13 protein-coding genes and 2 pseudogenes are annotated in these 18,442 nt (G+C 68.8%); 4 read left to right on the top strand and 11 right to left on the bottom strand.

The features are described from left to right. Positions 1 to 53 precede the first annotated feature (53 nt). From E5671_RS46435 to E5671_RS27855, 6 genes are all read right to left on the bottom strand, one after another. Complete coding sequence (locus E5671_RS46435; protein WP_336605864.1) at positions 54 to 965, bottom strand: M48 family metalloprotease; 912 nt, start codon at positions 963 to 965, stop codon at positions 54 to 56. 730 nt (positions 966 to 1,695) lie between these two features. Beyond that, a complete protein-coding gene (locus E5671_RS27835) occupies positions 1,696 to 2,259 on the bottom strand; it encodes a Pycsar system effector family protein (protein ID WP_237330254.1) in 564 nt (187 codons plus the stop codon). Beyond that, entirely contained in the window at positions 2,256 to 3,434 is a 1,179-nt protein-coding gene (locus E5671_RS27840; RefSeq protein WP_160506650.1) for a PE-PGRS family protein, read from the bottom strand. The genes E5671_RS27835 and E5671_RS27840 overlap by 4 nt, the downstream gene beginning before the upstream one ends. Before the next feature lie 31 nt (positions 3,435 to 3,465). Next, a complete protein-coding gene (locus E5671_RS27845; RefSeq protein WP_160506651.1) occupies positions 3,466 to 5,526 on the bottom strand; it encodes a hypothetical protein in 2,061 nt (686 codons plus the stop codon). A 128-nt stretch (positions 5,527 to 5,654) separates the two neighbouring features. Beyond that, the gene (locus tag E5671_RS27850) at positions 5,655 to 6,488 is read right to left on the bottom strand and encodes a hypothetical protein (RefSeq protein WP_160506652.1); all 834 of its coding nucleotides are present in this window, start codon (positions 6,486 to 6,488) and stop codon (positions 5,655 to 5,657) included. A gap of 136 nt (positions 6,489 to 6,624) precedes the next feature. Next, the gene (locus E5671_RS27855) at positions 6,625 to 7,344 is read right to left on the bottom strand and encodes a Crp/Fnr family transcriptional regulator (protein ID WP_160506653.1); all 720 of its coding nucleotides are present in this window, start codon (positions 7,342 to 7,344) and stop codon (positions 6,625 to 6,627) included. Positions 7,345 to 7,736: 392 nt separating this feature from the next. Between E5671_RS27855 and rpsL the strand changes: the two genes are divergently transcribed. The 4 genes from rpsL to tuf all read left to right on the top strand — a co-directional run bounded on the left by rpsL (position 7,737) and on the right by tuf (position 12,093). Beyond that, positions 7,737 to 8,108: a 30S ribosomal protein S12 gene (gene rpsL, locus E5671_RS27860; RefSeq protein WP_003948652.1), complete on the top strand. Its 372-nt coding sequence runs from the start codon at positions 7,737 to 7,739 to the stop codon at positions 8,106 to 8,108. Between the two features lie 2 nt (positions 8,109 to 8,110). After that, the gene (gene rpsG / locus E5671_RS27865; protein WP_003974303.1) at positions 8,111 to 8,581 is read left to right on the top strand and encodes a 30S ribosomal protein S7; all 471 of its coding nucleotides are present in this window, start codon (positions 8,111 to 8,113) and stop codon (positions 8,579 to 8,581) included. A gap of 39 nt (positions 8,582 to 8,620) precedes the next feature. Further along, entirely contained in the window at positions 8,621 to 10,747 is a 2,127-nt protein-coding gene (gene fusA / locus E5671_RS27870) for an elongation factor G (RefSeq protein WP_160506654.1), read from the top strand. A gap of 152 nt (positions 10,748 to 10,899) precedes the next feature. Next, positions 10,900 to 12,093 carry an elongation factor Tu gene (gene tuf / locus E5671_RS27875; protein ID WP_160506655.1) on the top strand — a complete coding sequence of 398 codons (1,194 nt, stop codon included), beginning with the start codon at positions 10,900 to 10,902 and terminating at the stop codon, positions 12,091 to 12,093. A gap of 205 nt (positions 12,094 to 12,298) precedes the next feature. On the opposite strand, the gene E5671_RS27880 is transcribed toward tuf, so the two are convergent. The 5 genes and pseudogenes from E5671_RS27880 to E5671_RS46440 all read right to left on the bottom strand — a co-directional run bounded on the left by E5671_RS27880 (position 12,299) and on the right by E5671_RS46440 (position 17,767). Continuing rightward, on the bottom strand, positions 12,299 to 12,784 hold the full coding sequence (locus E5671_RS27880) for a hypothetical protein (RefSeq protein ID WP_160506656.1): 486 nt from the start codon (positions 12,782 to 12,784) through the stop codon (positions 12,299 to 12,301). A gap of 11 nt (positions 12,785 to 12,795) precedes the next feature. Further along, on the bottom strand, positions 12,796 to 14,964 hold the full coding sequence (locus E5671_RS45500) for a hypothetical protein (protein ID WP_202121283.1): 2,169 nt from the start codon (positions 14,962 to 14,964) through the stop codon (positions 12,796 to 12,798). Positions 14,965 to 15,524: 560 nt separating this feature from the next. After that, positions 15,525 to 15,929 (bottom strand): annotated as a pseudogene (locus tag E5671_RS27890) (helix-turn-helix domain-containing protein); the annotation flags it as partial. A 71-nt stretch (positions 15,930 to 16,000) separates the two neighbouring features. After that, positions 16,001 to 17,248 carry an RNA-guided endonuclease InsQ/TnpB family protein gene (locus tag E5671_RS27895; protein ID WP_160506657.1) on the bottom strand — a complete coding sequence of 416 codons (1,248 nt, stop codon included), beginning with the start codon at positions 17,246 to 17,248 and terminating at the stop codon, positions 16,001 to 16,003. Between the two features lie 55 nt (positions 17,249 to 17,303). Then, positions 17,304 to 17,767 (bottom strand): annotated as a pseudogene (locus tag E5671_RS46440) (ATP-binding protein). Positions 17,768 to 18,442 lie beyond the last annotated feature (675 nt).

Here is an 18,442-nt window from a genome sequence, read left to right on the forward strand (position 1 = left end):
CGCTCACTCCGTTTCTTACGGGGTGGGCGCCCTTCGGCGTTTTCGGGCGTGGCTCAGAGGTGCGTCCGCAGATAGGGCTCAAGGGCCAGCAGCCGGGTGTGCGTCTCGGGGTGGCTGGAGAGCAGCTGGGCCAGCTTGCCCGGCTTCTTGACCCTGCGTCCGGCGGCGACGGCCCGCGCGCGTTCGGCGTCGTCCTGCGCCTGCATCTCGTGCAGGACCTCCGCCAGCATGGGGGCGAAGCCCAGGGCGGCGGCCTGCTGGTCGGCGCGGAGTTCGCCGCGGCGGCCGAAGTGGGCGAGTAGGTACGGGGTGAAGACCAGTGGGATCACGACGAACCACAGGGCAGCCGTCACGGCCATCAGGAGGGCGCCCAGGCACAACAAGACGACGCCGGTCGCGGCGAGCGAGATGTGCCGCGCCACGAAGAACGCGAGCCAAGTGATGCGCCGGGCCACGGCCCAGACGACGCGTCCGGGCGTCGAGTACCAGTAGCCGAGCAGTCCCGCCCAGGCGTGCCCGCCCGTGTGGTGGCCCAGCTCATGGGCCAGTACGGCGGCCAGCCGGCTGCTGGGCAGCCGGTTCAGGGAGAACGTCGTGACGCCGACGACGTGGCCGGCGGCCGCCATGGCGTTCAGGTCGTCGCTGTGCTCCACCATCAGCTCGTACGTCTGCGGTTCGATGCCCGCACGTGCGGTGACCTCACGCCAGACGGGTTCGAGCCGCATCCGTTCCTCGGCCAGCGGCTGCCGCAGGCCGAGGACGTGCCGGGCGAAGGCCAGCTCGGTCGGCCGGTGGAAGACGAGGGCGCCGGATGCGAGCCAGGCCAGGACGACGAGCCATCCGGCGTTGCCGAACAGGCTGACGGAGAGACCGCCGACGATGAGGAAGCTGACGAGAAACCCCGGCACCTGCACGAGGAGGCGTCCCACGGCGGTGGCATCGGCCCCCCGCTGATGGGCAGCCACGTGCAGCCGCGAGCCTTGGTGCCTGTAGTCGAGATCATCGGCGCCCTGGGGGACCATCGGCGGTCGCGACGGGGGAGGCCCTGCCGGGTGAACCGCACTCCCTTGCGGGAGGGGCGACCCGGGGCGGGGGTGCGGTGGGCCTTGGGGTGGAGGGGTGATGGTGCCTGGGTGGGTCGGGTGCGGGCCCTGGTGCGGGTATGGGGGGTCTGGGGGCGGGGCTGGATATGGGGCTGGGGCTGAGCCCGGGGCCGGGTAGGTGAGCTCGGGGGATGTGGGGTACGCGGGCTCGGGGTAAGCGGGTGCGGGGTTAGTGGGCTGGGGGTAGGTGGGTGCCGGGTGCGTGGCCTGCGGGTAGGTCGGTGCCGGGTGCGTGGCCTGCGGGTAGGTCGGTGCCGGGTGTGCAGGCTGGGGGTACGTGGCCTGCGGGTAGGTCGGTGCCGGGTGTGCAGGCTGGGGGTACGTGGGTGCCGGGCCCCCGGGGTCCGCATGAGTGGTACTCGGGGGCGAGGGCTCCGGGCGGGTGGTCTTCGGGTCCACGGGACCCTCGTACGCAGGCTCAGGGTCCACGGGCCCCGAGTGCGTAGGCTCCGGGTGGGCTGTCACCGGATATGTAGGCTCCTGGTGCGCCGTCCCCGGATACGTAGGCTCCGGGCCCGTCGGTGGTTCTGGTTGGGGAGGGTTTGTTGGGTGGGGCGGGGCCATGGGCCGGCTCCTTCGCTTTGTGTGGTCGTCAGCCGATGAGGAGAGCCGCGGGCAGCAGCGCGGTGCCGGCGCAGAAGGCGATCAGCCCCACGCGAATCCACTGGTGCTTGCGCACGGCGATGCGGCTCGTCTCGGTGAGCGCCGCGGTGAGCCCGGACAGGGGATCGCGCTCGGTCTCGGCGAGGGCATGGGTCAACTGCCCCTCGCGTACGGCCTGTTGGATGTCCCCGAAGTAGGACAGAGGGCGCCCGGCCGTCCACGTCGTACCTCGTAAGCGAGGCAGCACCGCGAGCAGCAGGGCGAGCAGGGCGGACGTAAAAGCCAGGACGCCCGCCCACCAGACCGCCGCACCGGCCGCGGACAGCGTGCCCGGCTGCCAGTTCCGTCCCGCCAGCAGCCCGGTGAAGACGCCCGCCGTCATGCCCAGGGCGGCCACCAGGACCGACGCCTTGCTGTCGGCTCGGGCGATCTCGGACCGCAGGTCGGCGAGGAGGCGCTCGGCGGTCTTCTCGCCCGGCGGCCGGGGTGGGAAGGCCGGTGCTGTGTCCGGCGGCGAGACCGGCGCTGACGGGGGCGCGTCCGGCGTGCTCATGCGGGCGTCGGGTCGTGCGGAGGCGTGCGCGGATCCGAGGCTGGTGTGCCGGCCTCGCCCTCGGCGGGCGGCCCGGCCGGGGGCGGTGCCCAGGCGTACGTGGCTGCGGGCCCGGGCGGCGCACCCTCCGGTGCCTGAGGGGCGTACGGCTGCTCCGTGTACGCCCCAGGCTGCTGCGGCAGGGCCGCCGGTTCCGCTTCCGCGTCGGTCGGAGGTGCGGTGGGTGCGAGGCCCTGCTGGTGGATGAGTTCGTTGACCGCGTGCAGGGCGAACTTCGCCGACTCGGCCTTCTGGTAGTCCTCCAGGCCGTCACCGCTGATCAGCTCCAACTGGCTCTGGATGAGGGAGAGCTGGTCCTTGCGGATGCTGCTCATCACGAGCTGGGTGTCCTCGGGGTGCTCGGCGAGATGCAGCGCCCACATCCCGACCCCGCTGTGCTGGAGGTGATAGCGGTAGAACTCGATCTTCCGTGCGGTCAGCTCCTGCGCCTGCTGCTGGCGCAGGACCTCCAGCTCGTGCTGCTGACGCGCCTGCTGCAGGTGGTACTGGTGCTCGGGGGCCAGCATCTCGTGCTCGTAGCGCAGACTGCGCCTTCGCCGCCGGTGTGCGACCGCCTCGTCGTCGAGCCGCAGCCGCAGCATGCAGGTGACGGCGACCCCGATCCCCGCGGCGAAGACCCCGGCCTCCACGGTCTGCTGCACCGCCTCCTCGGCGGCCGGGCTGTCCTCGATGGAGAACCGGCGGCTGACCGGTCGCGCGCACTGGTGCAGCTCACGGGTGAGCCGGGCGGGCAGGTTCCGCTCACCGCTGCGCACGTACGCGATCGGATCAGCCACCCGCCAGGTCAGATCGGCGGTGGCCCCGAAGGAGAACGCGTCGTCGTCGCTGGGCAGTTCCAGCTCCAGCTGAACCGGATGGCTGCCCATGTCGACCTCGTACACGGATACGTAGCGCCGGGTCGCGGCGTCCGTGCGGGTGGGCCGGTGCGGAGGGATGTAGACGTCGTAGACGCCCGCGGCGGTGGCGAAGACCAGGGCGTGGTCGATCGCGGTGACGGGTCTGCGGGCCGTGTAGTCGAAGCGGGAGATCGGCCGGACGGTGAGCACTGGGTCGATCAACTGGCTGTGCCGGTCGGCATGTTGCTGCCACTCCGGCTGACGGCGGAACTCCGCCATGGGCTCAACTCCTCGGTGGATCGGGCAGGGGTCAGTGAGCGACGGCCGTGGCGCCCGCCGGGTGCACCGCGGCAAGGAGCCGGTCGGCGACCTCGGGGCGGGGCCCGCCGTCCTCGGCGCGCAGGGTCTGCAGCAGGTGCGCCAGGCGGTCCCGGTCGGCCGCCGTTCTGACCAGGGAGGGCAGCAGCAGGGCAAGCGCCCGCTCGGCGTCGGGGCGCCGCACGGCGACGTACACCCAGGTCCGCAGCGCGGCCAGGGCCTCGCGCGTGTGGGCACGCTCGCCCAGGGCCGTGTGCCATAGCGTCGCGAGGTCGCGGGCCCACTCCGGACTGTGCATCCCGGAGTCCGCGTACCACTCGACGAGGCTCCCCTCCTCGCGGTTGTCGCAGGCGCGGACGAAGGCGCCGAGGGCGAGCGCCCGGACGGCGGGGGTGTCCAGGTGGAGCAGCCGCACCAGCTCCGCGAGCATCTCTCCGCGGTTCCCCGCGGACAGGAGCAGCGCCGTCGACTCGATCAGGTTGTGGCGCTCGGCGTCGCTGCTGTCGTCGGCGCGCGCCCGCGAGGACAGCGCGTCGAGGGCGGGCCCGGCCAGGTCGGGCCGGAGCGGCGCGAGCAGCGCGAAGGCCCGGATCGCCGTCCAGCGGCGCGCCCAGTGGCGGTCGGTGCACCACTGCGAGAGCAACTGCGGGATCACCGGGGCGCCGGAGAGCTGCGCCAGGGTGAGCGTGTTGGCCGCCGTCACCCGCGGCCCGAAGGAGCCGGAGGCCGACCAGCCGTCGACCAGCAGAGCCACGGTCGAGGGCAGATCGGCGGCTGCGAGCAGCGCGGTCGCTGCGGCGGCACGGGTGCGCACCAGCGGTCGGCCGTCGCGGGCCAGCTGCTTGAGCCAGGGGACCAGGGCGGGACGCGTCGAGGGATGGCCCGTCCACACCTCGGTGAGCAGCGCGCCCGGCATGCGGGCCTCACTGAACTGAGCCAGGTACTGAGGTACGGGCCCCCAGTCCGTCGCCTCGCTGCGCAGCTCGCCGACAGCTCGCGCGAGGTCGAGGCGGTCGCCCGGCGCGGGACCGAACACCGGGATCTCCGGCGGCTGTTCGGGATGCTGGAGCCGCTGGAAGTGGACGAAGAGCGTGTCGGCGAACTCGGCGGCCAGCACATACGGCGCCTGGTCGAAGACCGCGAGCGAAATGAGGAACGCCTTGTCGCGCAGGCCGAGCGCGGGATCGCTCAGCCAGTCCCTGCACTGCTTCTCGACCGAGGCGAGGCTGAACCCCCGCAGCCGGTCGAGCGCCTGCTCAGTGCCGTCGTACGCGGTGAGACCGGTGGCGAGGTCGACGGCCTCGGCGGGCCTGCGGTGGCCGTGCCCGAGGAAGTCCCGCACCGGTTCGAGGTCGAGGAGCCGGTCGACGTCGGCCGGTTCCGGGAGGCGCGCGGACAGGTGTGCGCGCAGCACGTCGGCGGCGTCCGGGGCCTCCCAGCCGACCGGGGTGACGCCCAGCAGATGGGGGGAGTTCTCGACGGTGATCACGAGGTGCCCGCCGGTCTGCCTGAGCTGGTCGCGCGCCGCGTAGAGATGGGTGTCGCGCAGCGGCTTGTTCCTGCTCAGCGGCATGTCGCACAGCACGTGGCCGCCGCCGTTGGCGAGCTGACCTGCCAGCTCGGTGGGGCTGGTCTCGGGCTGCAGGGCACGCACGGCAGGGGCACCGACGCGGCGCAGGAGCATCAGGGCCGCCGCGCTGCGCCCGGTGGCGTGGGCACCGCGGAGCACAAGGACCTGCTCCTCACGCAGGCGTCGCAGGGCGAGCGCGAAGGCGGGGCCCTCGACGAACACCTCGGCGAGGGTGTCAAGGCGCGCGCTCGGGATCTCTCCGGAGGCGTACGCGGACGAGGTCGCGGCGCCGTGATGGTGGATCTCCGTCTTGGCACCCATCACGACGTCGCGGCCGACGTGCCCGCCGGACACGCCGTGCTGGGCCCCGCCGACCAAGGACCCACCGAAGGATGCCGCCGAGCCGAGCATGAACTCCGGGGCGTGCGCGAACAGTTCGCGCTGCGCCGCGCGTGCCTCCTGGGCCTGCTCCTCCGGCTCCATGGGTTCGGCGGTGTGCGGATCGGGCGCCTCGGTCCTGATCGGCGGGCTCTGGCCCTGGTTCCGCGCCGGTCCGCCCGGGCGCGCGTGGCCGGCCTGCGGCTGTGGTGGCGTTGCACGCGGGGGGAGGTTCACGAGGCCTCGCCCCGGTCGGGGGCGGTGTTGCCGGAGCCGCCGATGTGGATGTCGCCGTGCACGGTCCCGCCGGACACGATGTGCTGGTCGCCGCCGACCAGGCTGCCGCCGAAGCTCGGCGCGCCGCCGTTGAAGGTGAAGCTGGCGCCGCCCGCGGGGGCCGCCCCCTGCCCCGGCGCCGGACGCTCCCCCGAGCCGGCGTCCGGCGCCGGGGCTCCCCCGGCCCCCCTCTCACTGTGGTCGTCGGCCTCGGCGCCCGGGGGCACCGGACCGTGCAGCCAGGCCCGCAGCGGGCCGTTCTTGCCGGCCACGGTCACGGCGCGGAAGTCATCGGCCGGTACGCCGGGCCTGTCGTGCCGGACGACCCCCGCGTACACGCTCTCGGAGACACAGAGCGCGAAATCGTTCGTGCGTTCCCGCAGTGCCGCACGCAGTACGTCGGCGTCCAGCAGCCGACACGCATGGTTGAGGTCGGAGCCGACCCAGCCGTCGAGTTCGTCCACCGCGACGTACCCCGTCGCGAGCACCGCCCGGAGCCGGATCTGCGCGGAGCTCGAAGCCATCCGGTTGACGGCCCGCAGCTGCACCGGCACCTCGGTGAGCAGGGCGCGCAGGAGCGCGGTCAGGGAGGCGTTGGCGTCGATCAGCTCCATCACGCTGTCACCGCGGTCGGCGCGCAGGCGCAGCGTCTCGTCGATGCAGGCGTTCTCCAGGGCGCGGTCGGTGATGTCGTAGAGCATGCGTCGCAGATAGGCCTGCTCGACATCGTCACGGTCGCTGAACTTCTCGATGTCGAGCAGCAGGATCGTGCGGCTCACGGGGTCGGTCATGGTCGCCCTTCGGTGGGGAATCCGAACTGACCAGCAGCGTGGCCGTGCGGGAGCCGTCGTCGTGAGGGCGGATGACGCACTCGAACTGTGACCGTGTGCACAGAGTCGCCCTACGGGAGCAGGCGGGCACCGAGAGTCACGACGGGCCTGTGTGACCCGCCCGTGCGATCCGCCGCAGCACGTCAGGCCGCATGATCACCAGCTCCCGGCGGCCGGTGGCCACCGCCTCCCGGTCCCGCAGTTCCTTGAGCAGTCGCTGCACCATCTCCCGGGAGGCGCCCACGGAACCGGCGAGCTCCTGCTTGCTCAGGGGGACGGCGAGCTCGATGCCTTCATCGGTACGTCGCCCATGGGTGCGGGCCAGGTCGAGGAGCAGCGCCGCGAAGCGCTCGCGCACGGTCATCGACGCGAACTCCAGGCGGCGCCGGTCCGCGGCCCGTGTCCGGTCGGAGGTGAGGCCGAGCAGGGCGAAGGAGACCGTGGGGGAGCGGGCGAGGAAGCCGGTGAACTGCGCGAGCTCGACGGCCACGGCACGGACCGGTTCGAGTGCGGTGACCGTCGCGGAGCGCGGGCGCCCGGTCAGCGCGGCGGACTCGCCGACGATGTCACCGGGGCCTCGCAGGGCGAGCAGCGCTTCGTACCCGTTGGCGGCGGAGGCGGTCACCTTGGTCCAGCCGTGCAGGATCAGCAGGACGTGCGACGAGGGTTCGTGCTGATGGATCAGTGCCGCGCGGGCCGCGAAGGGCAGGGTGCTGCCGAGCGCGAGCAGCGCGGAACGGTCCTCCCGCTCCAGGCGGGCGAGGAACGGCACCCTGTCGTCGAGGCCTCCGTCGCCCGGTAGCTGCGCAGCCGTCATACGTCCCCCGATCATTGAGCCGACCGATGAACGTAGTGAAGGTTGCCGTCGCACGAGCGGGAACGGCTGAAAGCTGCTGCCCGGCCGCCCTGAACGGCTGAAATCGCGTCGGACGCGTCGGGTCGGAGGTGCGAAAAGCCCGGCGTGTCGGCCCCCACCGCATTTGTTTTGACCGAACTCGATGAGGTAGGTACGCTCAGACCTTGTGCCTGGGGTGTGCCTGGGCTCGCGCGCGTGTCCTCAACCGCAGCGTGAGTCCGTGAACGGCCACCGTAATCTGCGCCCCTCCTCGCCTTGCGGCGGGAGTCTGCAGCATTCGACACACCCGACCGCGTGGGTCGGCGACGTTCCAGGTTAGCTTTACTATTCGGCACACAGAAACCGGAGAAGTAGTGCCTACGATCCAGCAGCTGGTCCGGAAGGGCCGGCAGGACAAGGTCGAGAAGAACAAGACGCCCGCACTCGAGGGTTCGCCCCAGCGCCGCGGCGTCTGCACGCGTGTGTTCACGACCACCCCGAAGAAGCCGAACTCGGCCCTCCGTAAGGTCGCGCGTGTGCGTCTGACCTCCGGGATCGAGGTCACGGCCTACATTCCGGGTGAGGGACACAACCTGCAGGAGCACTCCATCGTGCTCGTGCGTGGTGGCCGTGTGAAGGACCTGCCGGGTGTTCGTTACAAGATCATCCGCGGCTCCCTTGACACCCAGGGTGTCAAGAACCGCAAGCAGGCCCGCAGCCGCTACGGCGCCAAGAAGGAGAAGTAGAAATGCCTCGTAAGGGCCCCGCCCCGAAGCGCCCGGTCATCATCGACCCGGTCTATGGTTCTCCTCTGGTGACCTCCCTCATCAACAAGGTGCTGCTGAACGGCAAGCGCTCCACCGCCGAGCGCATCGTGTACGGCGCCATGGAGGGCCTGCGCGAGAAGACCGGCAACGACCCGGTCATCACGCTCAAGCGCGCGCTCGAGAACATCAAGCCGACCCTCGAGGTCAAGTCCCGCCGCGTCGGTGGTGCGACCTACCAGGTTCCGATCGAGGTCAAGCCCGGTCGTGCCAACACGCTGGCCCTGCGCTGGCTGGTCGGTTACTCCCGCGCCCGTCGCGAGAAGACGATGACCGAGCGTCTCCTCAACGAGCTCCTCGACGCCTCCAACGGCCTTGGTGCCGCTGTGAAGAAGCGTGAGGACACCCACAAGATGGCCGAGTCCAACAAGGCCTTCGCGCACTACCGCTGGTAGTCGCTACCCACATCGAGACCGAGAGAAGACTGAGCCGATATGGCTACCACTTCACTTGACCTGGCCAAGGTGCGCAACATCGGCATCATGGCCCACATCGACGCGGGCAAGACGACGACCACCGAGCGGATCCTGTTCTACACCGGTGTCTCGTACAAGATCGGTGAGGTCCACGACGGTGCCGCGACCATGGACTGGATGGAGCAGGAGCAGGAGCGTGGCATCACGATCACCTCTGCTGCCACCACCTGTCACTGGCCGCTGAACGATGTCGACCACACCATCAACATCATCGACACCCCGGGCCACGTCGACTTCACCGTCGAGGTAGAGCGTTCGCTCCGTGTCCTCGACGGTGCCGTGACGGTGTTCGACGGCGTCGCCGGTGTTGAGCCCCAGTCCGAGACCGTGTGGCGTCAGGCGGACCGCTACGGCGTCCCGCGCATCTGTTTCGTCAACAAGCTCGACCGTACGGGTGCCGAGTTCCACCGCTGCGTCGACATGATCGTCGAGCGCCTCGGTGCGACCCCGATCGTCATGCAGCTGCCCATCGGCGCAGAGGCTGACTTCAAGGGCGTCGTCGACCTCGTCACCATGAAGGCGTTCGTCTGGTCCGCAGAGACCAAGATGGGCGAGGCGTACGACATCGTCGACATCCCCGACACGCACACCGAGGCTGCCGAGGAGTACCGCGGCAAGCTGCTCGAGGCCGTCGCGGAGAACGACGAGCAGATGATGGAGCTGTACCTCGAGGGCCAGGAGCCCACCGAGGACCAGCTGTACGAGGCCATCCGCCGCGTCACCATCGCCTCGGGCAAGGGCGGCGACACCACCGTCACCCCCGTGTTCTGTGGCACCGCGTTCAAGAACAAGGGCGTCCAGCCCCTGCTCGACGCGGTCGTGCGTTACCTGCCTTCGCCCCTGGACGTCGAGGCCATCGAGGGCCACGACGTCAAGGACCCCGAGACCGTCGTCAAGCGCAAGCCTTCGGACGAGGAGCCGCTCTCGGCTCTCGCGTTCAAGATCGCGAGCGACCCGCACCTCGGCAAGCTCACCTTCGTCCGGATCTACTCCGGTCGCCTGGAGGCCGGCACCGCGGTGCTGAACTCCGTCAAGGGCAAGAAGGAGCGCATCGGCAAGATCTACCGCATGCACGCGAACAAGCGTGAGGAGATCGACTCGGTGGGCGCCGGCGACATCGTCGCCGTCATGGGCCTGAAGCAGACCACCACCGGTGAGACGCTGTGTGACGACAAGAAGCCGGTCATCCTGGAGTCCATGGACTTCCCGGCGCCGGTCATTCAGGTCGCCATCGAGCCCAAGTCCAAGGGTGACCAGGAGAAGCTGGGTGTAGCCATCCAGCGTCTCTCGGAGGAGGACCCCTCCTTCCAGGTCCACTCGGACGAGGAGACCGGCCAGACCATCATCGGTGGTATGGGCGAGCTTCACCTCGAGGTGCTCGTCGACCGCATGAAGCGCGAATTCCGCGTCGAGGCGAACGTCGGCAAGCCCCAGGTCGCGTACCGCGAGACGATCCGTCAGGCCGTCGAGCGCGTGGACTACACCCACAAGAAGCAGACCGGTGGTACCGGTCAGTTCGCCAAGGTGCAGATCGCGATCGAGCCCATCGACAGCGGCGACGCTTCGTACGAGTTCGTGAACAAGGTCACCGGTGGCCGTATCCCGCGGGAGTACATCCCGTCGGTGGACGCCGGTGCGCAGGAGGCCATGCAGTTCGGCATCCTGGCGGGCTACGAGATGACTGGTGTTCGCATCACGCTTCTCGACGGCGCCTACCACGAGGTCGACTCCTCCGAGCTCGCCTTCAAGATCGCCGGTTCGCAGGCCTTCAAGGAGGCCGCGCGTAAGGCCAAGCCCGTGCTGCTCGAGCCGATGATGGCCGTCGAGGTCACCACGCCCGAGGACTACATGGGCGATGTCATCGGTGACATCAACTCCCGTCGTGGCCAGATCCAGGCCATGGAGGAGCGCAGCGGCGCTCGCGTCGTGAAGGGCCTCGTGCCCCTCTCGGAGATGTTCGGCTACGTCGGAGACCTCCGCAGCAAGACGTCGGGTCGCGCAAGCTACTCAATGCAGTTCGACTCCTACGCCGAGGTTCCGCGGAACGTCGCCGAGGAGATCATCGCGAAGGCCAAGGGCGAGTAACTCACCCGAGTTCACGCTTTAGGCTTGACTCCGGAGTCTCCGGGGCATTCCGACCCTCTTCGGGTCGGGTGCCCCGGGCCCCGGGCATCCCAGCAAAGATCACCTGGCGCCGATGAAGCAAGGCGTACAGAACCACTCCGCAGGAGGATTCAGTGGCGAAGGCAAAGTTCGAGCGGACTAAGCCGCACGTCAACATCGGCACCATCGGTCACATTGACCACGGTAAGACGACCCTCACGGCCGCCATTACCAAGGTGCTGCACGACGCGTACCCCGAGCTGAACGAGGCCTCGGCCTTCGACCAGATCGACAAGGCTCCCGAGGAGCGCCAGCGCGGTATCACGATCTCGATCGCGCACGTCGAGTACCAGACGGAGACGCGTCACTACGCGCACGTCGACTGCCCGGGTCACGCGGACTACATCAAGAACATGATCACGGGTGCCGCGCAGATGGACGGCGCCATCCTCGTGGTCGCCGCCACCGACGGCCCGATGCCGCAGACCAAGGAGCACGTGCTCCTGGCCCGCCAGGTCGGCGTTCCGTACATCGTCGTCGCCCTGAACAAGGCCGACATGGTGGACGACGAGGAGATCCTGGAGCTCGTCGAGCTCGAGGTCCGTGAGCTCCTCTCCGAGTACGAGTTCCCGGGCGACGACCTGCCGGTCGTCAAGGTCTCGGCGCTCAAGGCGCTCGAGGGCGACAAGGAGTGGGGTGAGTCCGTCCTCAACCTGATGAAGGCTGTCGACGAGTCCATCCCGGAGCCCGAGCGTGACGTCGACAAGCCGTTCCTGATGCCGATCGAGGACGTCTTCACGATCACCGGTCGTGGCACCGTCGTCACCGGTCGTATCGAGCGCGGCATCCTCAAGGTCAACGAGACCGTCGACATCATCGGCATCAAGACCGAGAAGACCACCACCACGGTCACCGGCATCGAGATGTTCCGCAAGCTGCTCGACGAGGGCCAGGCCGGTGAGAACGTCGGTCTGCTCCTCCGTGGCATCAAGCGCGAGGACGTCGAGCGCGGCCAGGTCATCATCAAGCCCGGTTCGGTCACGCCGCACACCGAGTTCGAGGCCCAGGCCTACATCCTGTCGAAGGACGAGGGTGGCCGTCACACCCCCTTCTTCAACAACTACCGCCCGCAGTTCTACTTCCGCACCACGGACGTGACCGGCGTCGTGACCCTCCCCGAGGGCACCGAGATGGTCATGCCGGGCGACAACACTGAGATGACCGTTGAGCTCATCCAGCCCGTCGCGATGGAAGAGGGCCTGAAGTTCGCCATCCGTGAGGGTGGCCGGACCGTCGGCGCCGGCCAGGTCACCAAGATCAACAAGTAAGCTTCTCGCTTGCTTGCGGATCGGGGTAACCCGGTTGCTCTGAACTGAGAGCATCGCAGTACACGCAGTACACGCAGTAACGGGAGGGCCCGTACGACTTCGGTCGTGCGGGCCCTTTTGCGTGCTTGCCGCACCCGGGGCTCGGCTGGATGCCGCAGGCCAGGAGCGTGATCTTCGGCGGGGTTCGCTCAGCGGGCGCGGCCGGTCATCGCTCGCGTCGGATCAGGGAGTCGTAGGCGCCGAACTGGGGGATCGGCTCCCAGTTGCTGGTCATGTCGATGTTCCGACGACTCTCGCTGGAGACTTCGTCTCCGATCTCGATCTCCTGGACCACAATTCCGTCAGGCGTGAAGTCGTAGGATTCCATGCGCTCGGAGTCCGCGTATCCGCCGCGTTCGACAGAGTTTCCGTACTCGTACGAGGTCACTGTTTCAAGGAATAGTGACCCGTCGATAACAGTGAACGTGTACTCCAGGGATGTGCGGCCGTAGCCATCCATGAAGACAACAGCGGCGTAGCCTGTTTCGAGCCGGATGTGCACGCGCAGTTCTGGAGCTGAGCCTTCTGAGGGGTAGGCGACGGCTGTGTACAGCTCTCCGGAAGAGTGGCGGGCCTGAGCCTCCTTGGGCTTCAGCGGCTCCATCGGCTCCTCGGTGAGGGTGTTCCAATCCTCGCAGTAGATCCAGATCATTCCCTCTTGACCTAACCCTTCGGGAGTCGGTATACGTGACCGATTATGTCTCGGATGATCACGCGGCTCTTCATCGCTTCCTTGAGGGCCCAGTCTGGCACAGCCTCAGACTGCACTGGAACTTCCAAATAGTACTCGCCCCTCAAAGGCTTCCCGATCAGCTTCGGGAACTCATTGCGCGCCTTTGGAGTGTCGGGAATCTTCGTGCCTCTGCTGTACTTCTGGGTTATCTCGCGCATGTAATTCTTGAAAGTGCTCTTCTTGATCTCGGATATTTGCGTCAGCTTGCGGGACACGATCTCCTTGCCAGGGCGATATGAGTCCAGTCGCTTGCCGTTTTCCAGCGTGATCTCATTGGCGGGATAGCGGTGCCAGTTGTCCCTGTTGAACTGGTCACCCTTCTTCCACCTGTCGCGCAACCACTGCGGGGGGCCACTCTTCCCGCCACCCGAACTCGACGGCCCGCCACTGTCGCTACTGCCCCCACCGCTGTGCGCCATGAGGGCAATACCAGACACCCCCAGGACGCTGACCTCGGCGACTCCCGGGGATCCCGCCGCACCCGCGGCCACACCACCGCCGGCCAGGGCCAACCCGGCGGGCGGGAAAAGCATGAGGAGCCCGAAGAGAGCCAGGATGGTGAAGGCGATCCCCAGATACAGCTCAAGGTCCTCCAGAAATGCCAGGAGCATCGCCGCTGGGCCGGTGGCATCCCCGTCCAGCGGCTCGCCCTGGCGGTAGTGGACGAACAGCAGCAGGCCTCCGGTCAGGATCGATCCCGCCGCCGCCCACACGCGCAGCCGTATCAGCGCGACGATCTCGGCGAGCGGTTGCTGTCTCGACTTCCGCCAGGCGCGCAGCAGGAGCACCAGCTGCAGCACCGTCCAGGCCAGGGCCGTGATACCGAACCACAGCAGAATCCGCGGGCCGTTACCGGTGGTGAACCACTTCTGGAGATCCTTTGTGGACGTGAACGAGCCCACTCCGAGGAAGAGCAGCGTCGGTGTCATCAGGATCAGCGGGATGACCACCAGTGGCCAGCGGCGCCGCCAAGGCCGCAGGCGGCGAGCCGACTTGAGCAGGCTGCGGACCCGGGCCGTCTCCCAGGCGCCTTCGTGGTTGGAGGCGTTCATCCGCGCCGCGGTGTTCGCGACGGCGGCGTGCAGGCTCTCCAGGCGTTCGGGGGGAACGCGTCCTGCGGCATAGCAGAGGGACCTGCGCATGCGGGCGAAGCGCAGCGCGATCAGCAGGCTCCATGGCACGCGCCAGGCCGCGAACCCGCCCAGCGCGGCAAGGCCGGAGCGGCCCTCAACGCGTTCGGCGTCCAGCAGGATGGCGGGCATGGCGCCGCGGCCCCGGCGTATCGCCGCGTAGTCCAGGGCCATGGCGAGCGCCAGGCAGACCAAGGGCGCCCAGTCCAGGAGGGCGTCGGGGAACCTGTACAGAGTCTTCGCCCACCCGGCACCGCCCGACCCGCCGCCGGTGTAGTTGAACAGTGTGTGGTGTCCGATCGCGTACGCCAGGGGCAGCAGGCCCTGCAGCCGGCGCCAGCCGCGCGCCCGCAACAGCACAGCCGCGCCCAGCCCGTCGATGGCCCCCCAGACCAGGTGCAGGTTGATGCCCAGGCTCGTCTCCGTGAAGCTGAAGTCCAGGGTGCCCAACGAGTTCGGCAGCCAAGTGCTCAGCACGGTCGACCAGTCGGGAATGTAGGGGGAGCCCTTGCCGATGCTGCCGATCCCGCCCGACAGCATCCAGCCCCCGCCGCCCGGCAGTGGGAAGGCCCGCTGGGCATCCAGCATGTGCGAGAGCAGGACCTCCAGGAGGCCGAGTCCGGCGCCGGTCGCCGCGCCCAGGAGGACGAAGTCGGTGTAGCCCAGCTGGGATCGGATCTTCAGGTTCACCCCTGCCAGCACCAGCGGGGCGATTTGCGCGAGTTCCTCGACCACGGGTACCAGGGTGTAGGAGCCGTTCCCCATCGCCTCGGTCAGCGATTGGCCCGGATTCGAGATGGCGGCGCGCGCGTAGATGTATTCGATGAGCACTGCCATGACGCCACTGCCGTACACGCCGACCGCGACCGTCACCAGAACTGTGGTGAGTTTCAGCGACCGCACCGGTGACGCCAGCAAAGCCAATTGCAGCACGCCGTATATCGCAGCGGCCGCCATAATGAGCGTCACGCGCAAACCCCCCGATAGCAAACAGCTAACTCAACCTTCAGGAGGCTAACAGCAAGCCTTACAGCCGCGAATGGCCACAGTATTGGATGTGCTGTTGTCGGGCATGTGGGGGGATTTACCCCATTCGCCAACTTCGAGAACTCGGGGTTCAGAAGCCAAGGTGCGTCATTTGGATGACGTAGACGCATTCGCTGCGTACGACGATCTGGTACCGGAACATCCCGCCGGGGACGGTAATGTCCCCGCCCTTCGAATCGACGTCTTCGTGACTGCGGCCGCGCACGTACAGCAGCCTCGGCTGCCTTGACCAATTATTCGGCCTTACGCTCCACTTCGACGAGAAAGGCCGGTGGCGCGGTGCGCTGCCTTCATGGCCTCATCAAGGACCACGCTCAGCTCGCGCAGTGCTTCACGGGCGGCAGTCGCCTTTTCATGCTCCAGATCCTGCGCGGGGGCCACGACGCCGAGGGCAGCGCGAAGGGCGTCCGGGGTGTGCTCGGGGCGGGGCTCATGGGCTCGCGGGGTGATGAGACGCGAACATTGCTGAGTGTTTCCCCTGGTCAATGTGTGTATGGATGGCTGCGGCAGTCGTGGCAACGGCCTGGTTCGGGGGAGCGGAAGGCACGGTCGCAGGCATCGCAGTTCTGGAGCGGATGCCGGGCGGGCGGCGGGCCGTGGAACGGGGGCGGGGGTGGGAGGAGCGCTGTCAGGCGGTGCGCGAGGGAGGGCGGCTGGGCGGCGCGGGCCCTCGGGTGGCAGATCGTGGGTGAGGGCGTGGCGTACCGCGGTGGGTGCGACGTCGCGTTCCAGCCAGGCGGCGATGCCGGGGCGAGGTGGGCGGTGTCGTGGGTGGTGAGGAGGAGGCGGGGGTCGTAGTGGCGCAGGTCGGTGAGGAGGTCGGTGGACTGCGGGAAGAGGGGCGGGGCCGGGTAGGCGGGGTAGGGGACGGCGAGGAGGGGGCGAGGGCGGTTGCGGGGGGAGGGTGGTTGCCGATCACCTTGAATCCTCCGCTCCCCGACGGGAGGGGATTCCTGGCTCACGCTGCCTGGCCAGGCAGCGCCTGGCCGGGTCTTCCGCGATCAATACCAGCCGGGTTGAGACCAGCCCGGATGAGCATCACGCGTGCGGAATTCTTGTCCCTGGGGGATTCGGCTCCGCAGGCGGTGCAGGTGTAGGTGCGCATCCCCAGCGGCAGTACGTGCTTGGCTCTCGCTTCGCACTGCGCGCAGTCCATCGTGGTGTACGCGGGGTGGACCAGATGCACGGCACGGCCGTGCTTGCGGCCCATCTCGAGCAGGGCTGCCTTGGTGGCGCCGATGGCGGCGTCCGCAGCCTTCCTGGCCATGGTGCTCTTGGCAAGGAACTTCGGCTGGAAGTCTTCGACCGCGAGGGCGTCGTGGTTCCGGACAACCTTCTTCGCCCACTTCCTGCCGGTGTCCTGGCGCTGGCGGGCGACCTGCTTGTACGCCTTCGCGCGCAGGTGCCTGGCCTCCTGATATCCCTTCGAGGCCGGGTGGCCCTTGGCCGGTTTGCGACGGGCCATCATCCGGTCATACCGGCCCACCTTGGCCCGGGCCTTCATGCCGTACCCAGCGTGCGGGAGATCGTGGGTGTCCGACGTTGTGGTCGCGGTCTCCATCACGCCCCAGTCGATACCGATCACCGTGCCGGTCGCGGGAAGCGGCTGCACCTTGACCGGGACGACGAAGGAGGCGTACCAGTGACCGAGGCTGTCCTGGTAGATCCGGACACTGGAGGGCGCGTCCGGCAGCTCTCTCGACCACACCGGCCGCAGCACGATTCCGCCCGCCAGATGCAGACGGCCGTCCCTGAGACGAAACCCCCGCGTGGTGTAGTTCAGTGACGGCAGCGCCTCACGCTTCTTCTTGTACCGGGGCATCCCAGCTCGCCTCGCGACCGGCCCACCGGCCCCTACGTCCTTCTGCGCCTTGGCCCGCGACCTACCGAAGTCCCGGATGACCTGCTGCTGCGGAACGCAAGAGCCCTCCCTCAACCAGGTGGTCCGCTTTCTCGCCTCGGTCAGCATCCGGTCCAGCTGCGCCGGACCGCAGGTCTGCTTGGCGGCCCCCTCGGGCCGGGTCTTGTTCGCTTCGTGGGTCTGCTTGGACTTGGCGACGCACTCGTTCCACACCCAGCGACACCGGCTCCACTCCGCCAACAGACCAGCACAGGCGGAGGAAGACACACGCAGCCGATAGGTGAACCGGGCATGCCCGCCGCCACCGGTCTCCTGGCCCCGCTCGGTCCCCGCCACTGTCGCCATGGCACGAGACCGTAGAGGCCACCGTCGTACGTCCGCACCCCTTTCGTACACCCGCTCAGCTCGCGAGGTACCCGCACGGACGGATGTTCGCTTTCCGGGCCTCCGCCCCGTGAGCGGCGCAGGGCGCACCGCGCCAGTGGTACCGGAGCAATGAGGGGGCGGGTTCCAGTAGCGTGAGGCTCAGTTCGGCCCAGACGGTCTTTCGGGGGAAGCGGTCCTCGGTCACTCCCCAGCGCTGTACCAGTGCTTCTACGAGGATCAGGCCGGGCCCTGATTCGGCGTCTAGGTCCGGGAGTTGGGGCGCGGGGGAGACGCTCGAGCGGGCGTGGGTGACCTCGACGCGGAGGGTGTCGGGGGACGCATTGAGCGCGAGACGGAAGCCGCGCCCGGGGGAAGGCCGTGGGCTGCGGCGTTGGCGGACAGCTCCGCGGCGATCTGGCGGGCCGGGTCCAGCGGCAGCCCCCACGAGCGGAGCTGCTCGGTGGCGAGTAGGCGAGCGAGGCGGGCGCCGCGGGGCATGGGGGAGAGTTGGGCGCTGAAGTGGCGGGTGGTGCACGGGAGTTCGGCGGTTCCGGCGCGGAACTGGGACGGCGCACGAGCAGCTACAGCAGCAACGGCAGCGAGGGTGACTGCGTCGAGGTCGCCGCGTCGGCGGCGCGGTCCACGTCCGCGACTCCAAGACCGCACAAGGACTCCGGGCCGCGGTGGGCGGCACGGGGTGGGCGGACTCCGTGGCGTACGCCCGCGAGGTCTGACTCCTCTGCGGGCGGTCCCGGGCCAGGCGCGCGCCCGGCTCGGAGCGCTGGCCGCGGTCAAGCCACGAGATCATCGATCCCGACCGCACCGTAATCGGGCACTCACCGTACGAGACCAGCAGTCGCGCGAGTCGGCCCCCCAGGCCGGTGCTCGCGCGCCGGGGCCCGTGGAGTCCGAGCCCCGGGTTTGACCGCCGCTGTCCGCGAGGTACTCTCTCAAGCTTCGATTGGCCAGGCCCGTGCCCCGTATGGCAGACTGTCGGGGTTGCTCGGTTGAGTGCCGATGCTGTGCGCCTCCCGCCGGGAGGACTGAAAGCGAGTCCCACAGTACTCGTCGCCCCATCTGTCAAACGGTCGTAAAAAGCCCGCAGGCAGCGCTGGAGCGGACGTACGGGAATCTTTCGGGAAGTGCAGCGCGGAGGCTCGGCCAGGCGCCCGG

This window comes from Streptomyces sp. BA2, assembly GCF_009769735.1.
Taxonomy (GTDB): domain Bacteria; phylum Actinomycetota; class Actinomycetes; order Streptomycetales; family Streptomycetaceae; genus Streptomyces.

What these genes read in the sequence shown, in the direction of transcription:
- E5671_RS27840 (WP_160506650.1), bottom strand. Translation starts at nt 3,434, where the DNA reads ATGGCGGAGTTCCGCCGTCAGCCGGAGTGGCAGCAACATGCCGACCGG.
- E5671_RS27880 (WP_160506656.1), bottom strand. Translation starts at nt 12,784, where the DNA reads ATGATCTGGATCTACTGCGAGGATTGGAACACCCTCACCGAGGAGCCG.
- E5671_RS27835 (WP_237330254.1), bottom strand. Translation starts at nt 2,259, where the DNA reads ATGAGCACGCCGGACGCGCCCCCGTCAGCGCCGGTCTCGCCGCCGGAC.
- E5671_RS27845 (WP_160506651.1), bottom strand. Translation starts at nt 5,526, where the DNA reads ATGGAGCCGGAGGAGCAGGCCCAGGAGGCACGCGCGGCGCAGCGCGAA.
- E5671_RS27850 (WP_160506652.1), bottom strand. Translation starts at nt 6,488, where the DNA reads ATGACCGACCCCGTGAGCCGCACGATCCTGCTGCTCGACATCGAGAAG.
- E5671_RS27855 (WP_160506653.1), bottom strand. Translation starts at nt 7,344, where the DNA reads ATGACGGCTGCGCAGCTACCGGGCGACGGAGGCCTCGACGACAGGGTG.
- fusA (WP_160506654.1), top strand. Translation starts at nt 8,621, where the DNA reads ATGGCTACCACTTCACTTGACCTGGCCAAGGTGCGCAACATCGGCATC.
- E5671_RS27895 (WP_160506657.1), bottom strand. Translation starts at nt 17,248, where the DNA reads ATGGCGACAGTGGCGGGGACCGAGCGGGGCCAGGAGACCGGTGGCGGC.
- rpsG (WP_003974303.1), top strand. Translation starts at nt 8,111, where the DNA reads ATGCCTCGTAAGGGCCCCGCCCCGAAGCGCCCGGTCATCATCGACCCG.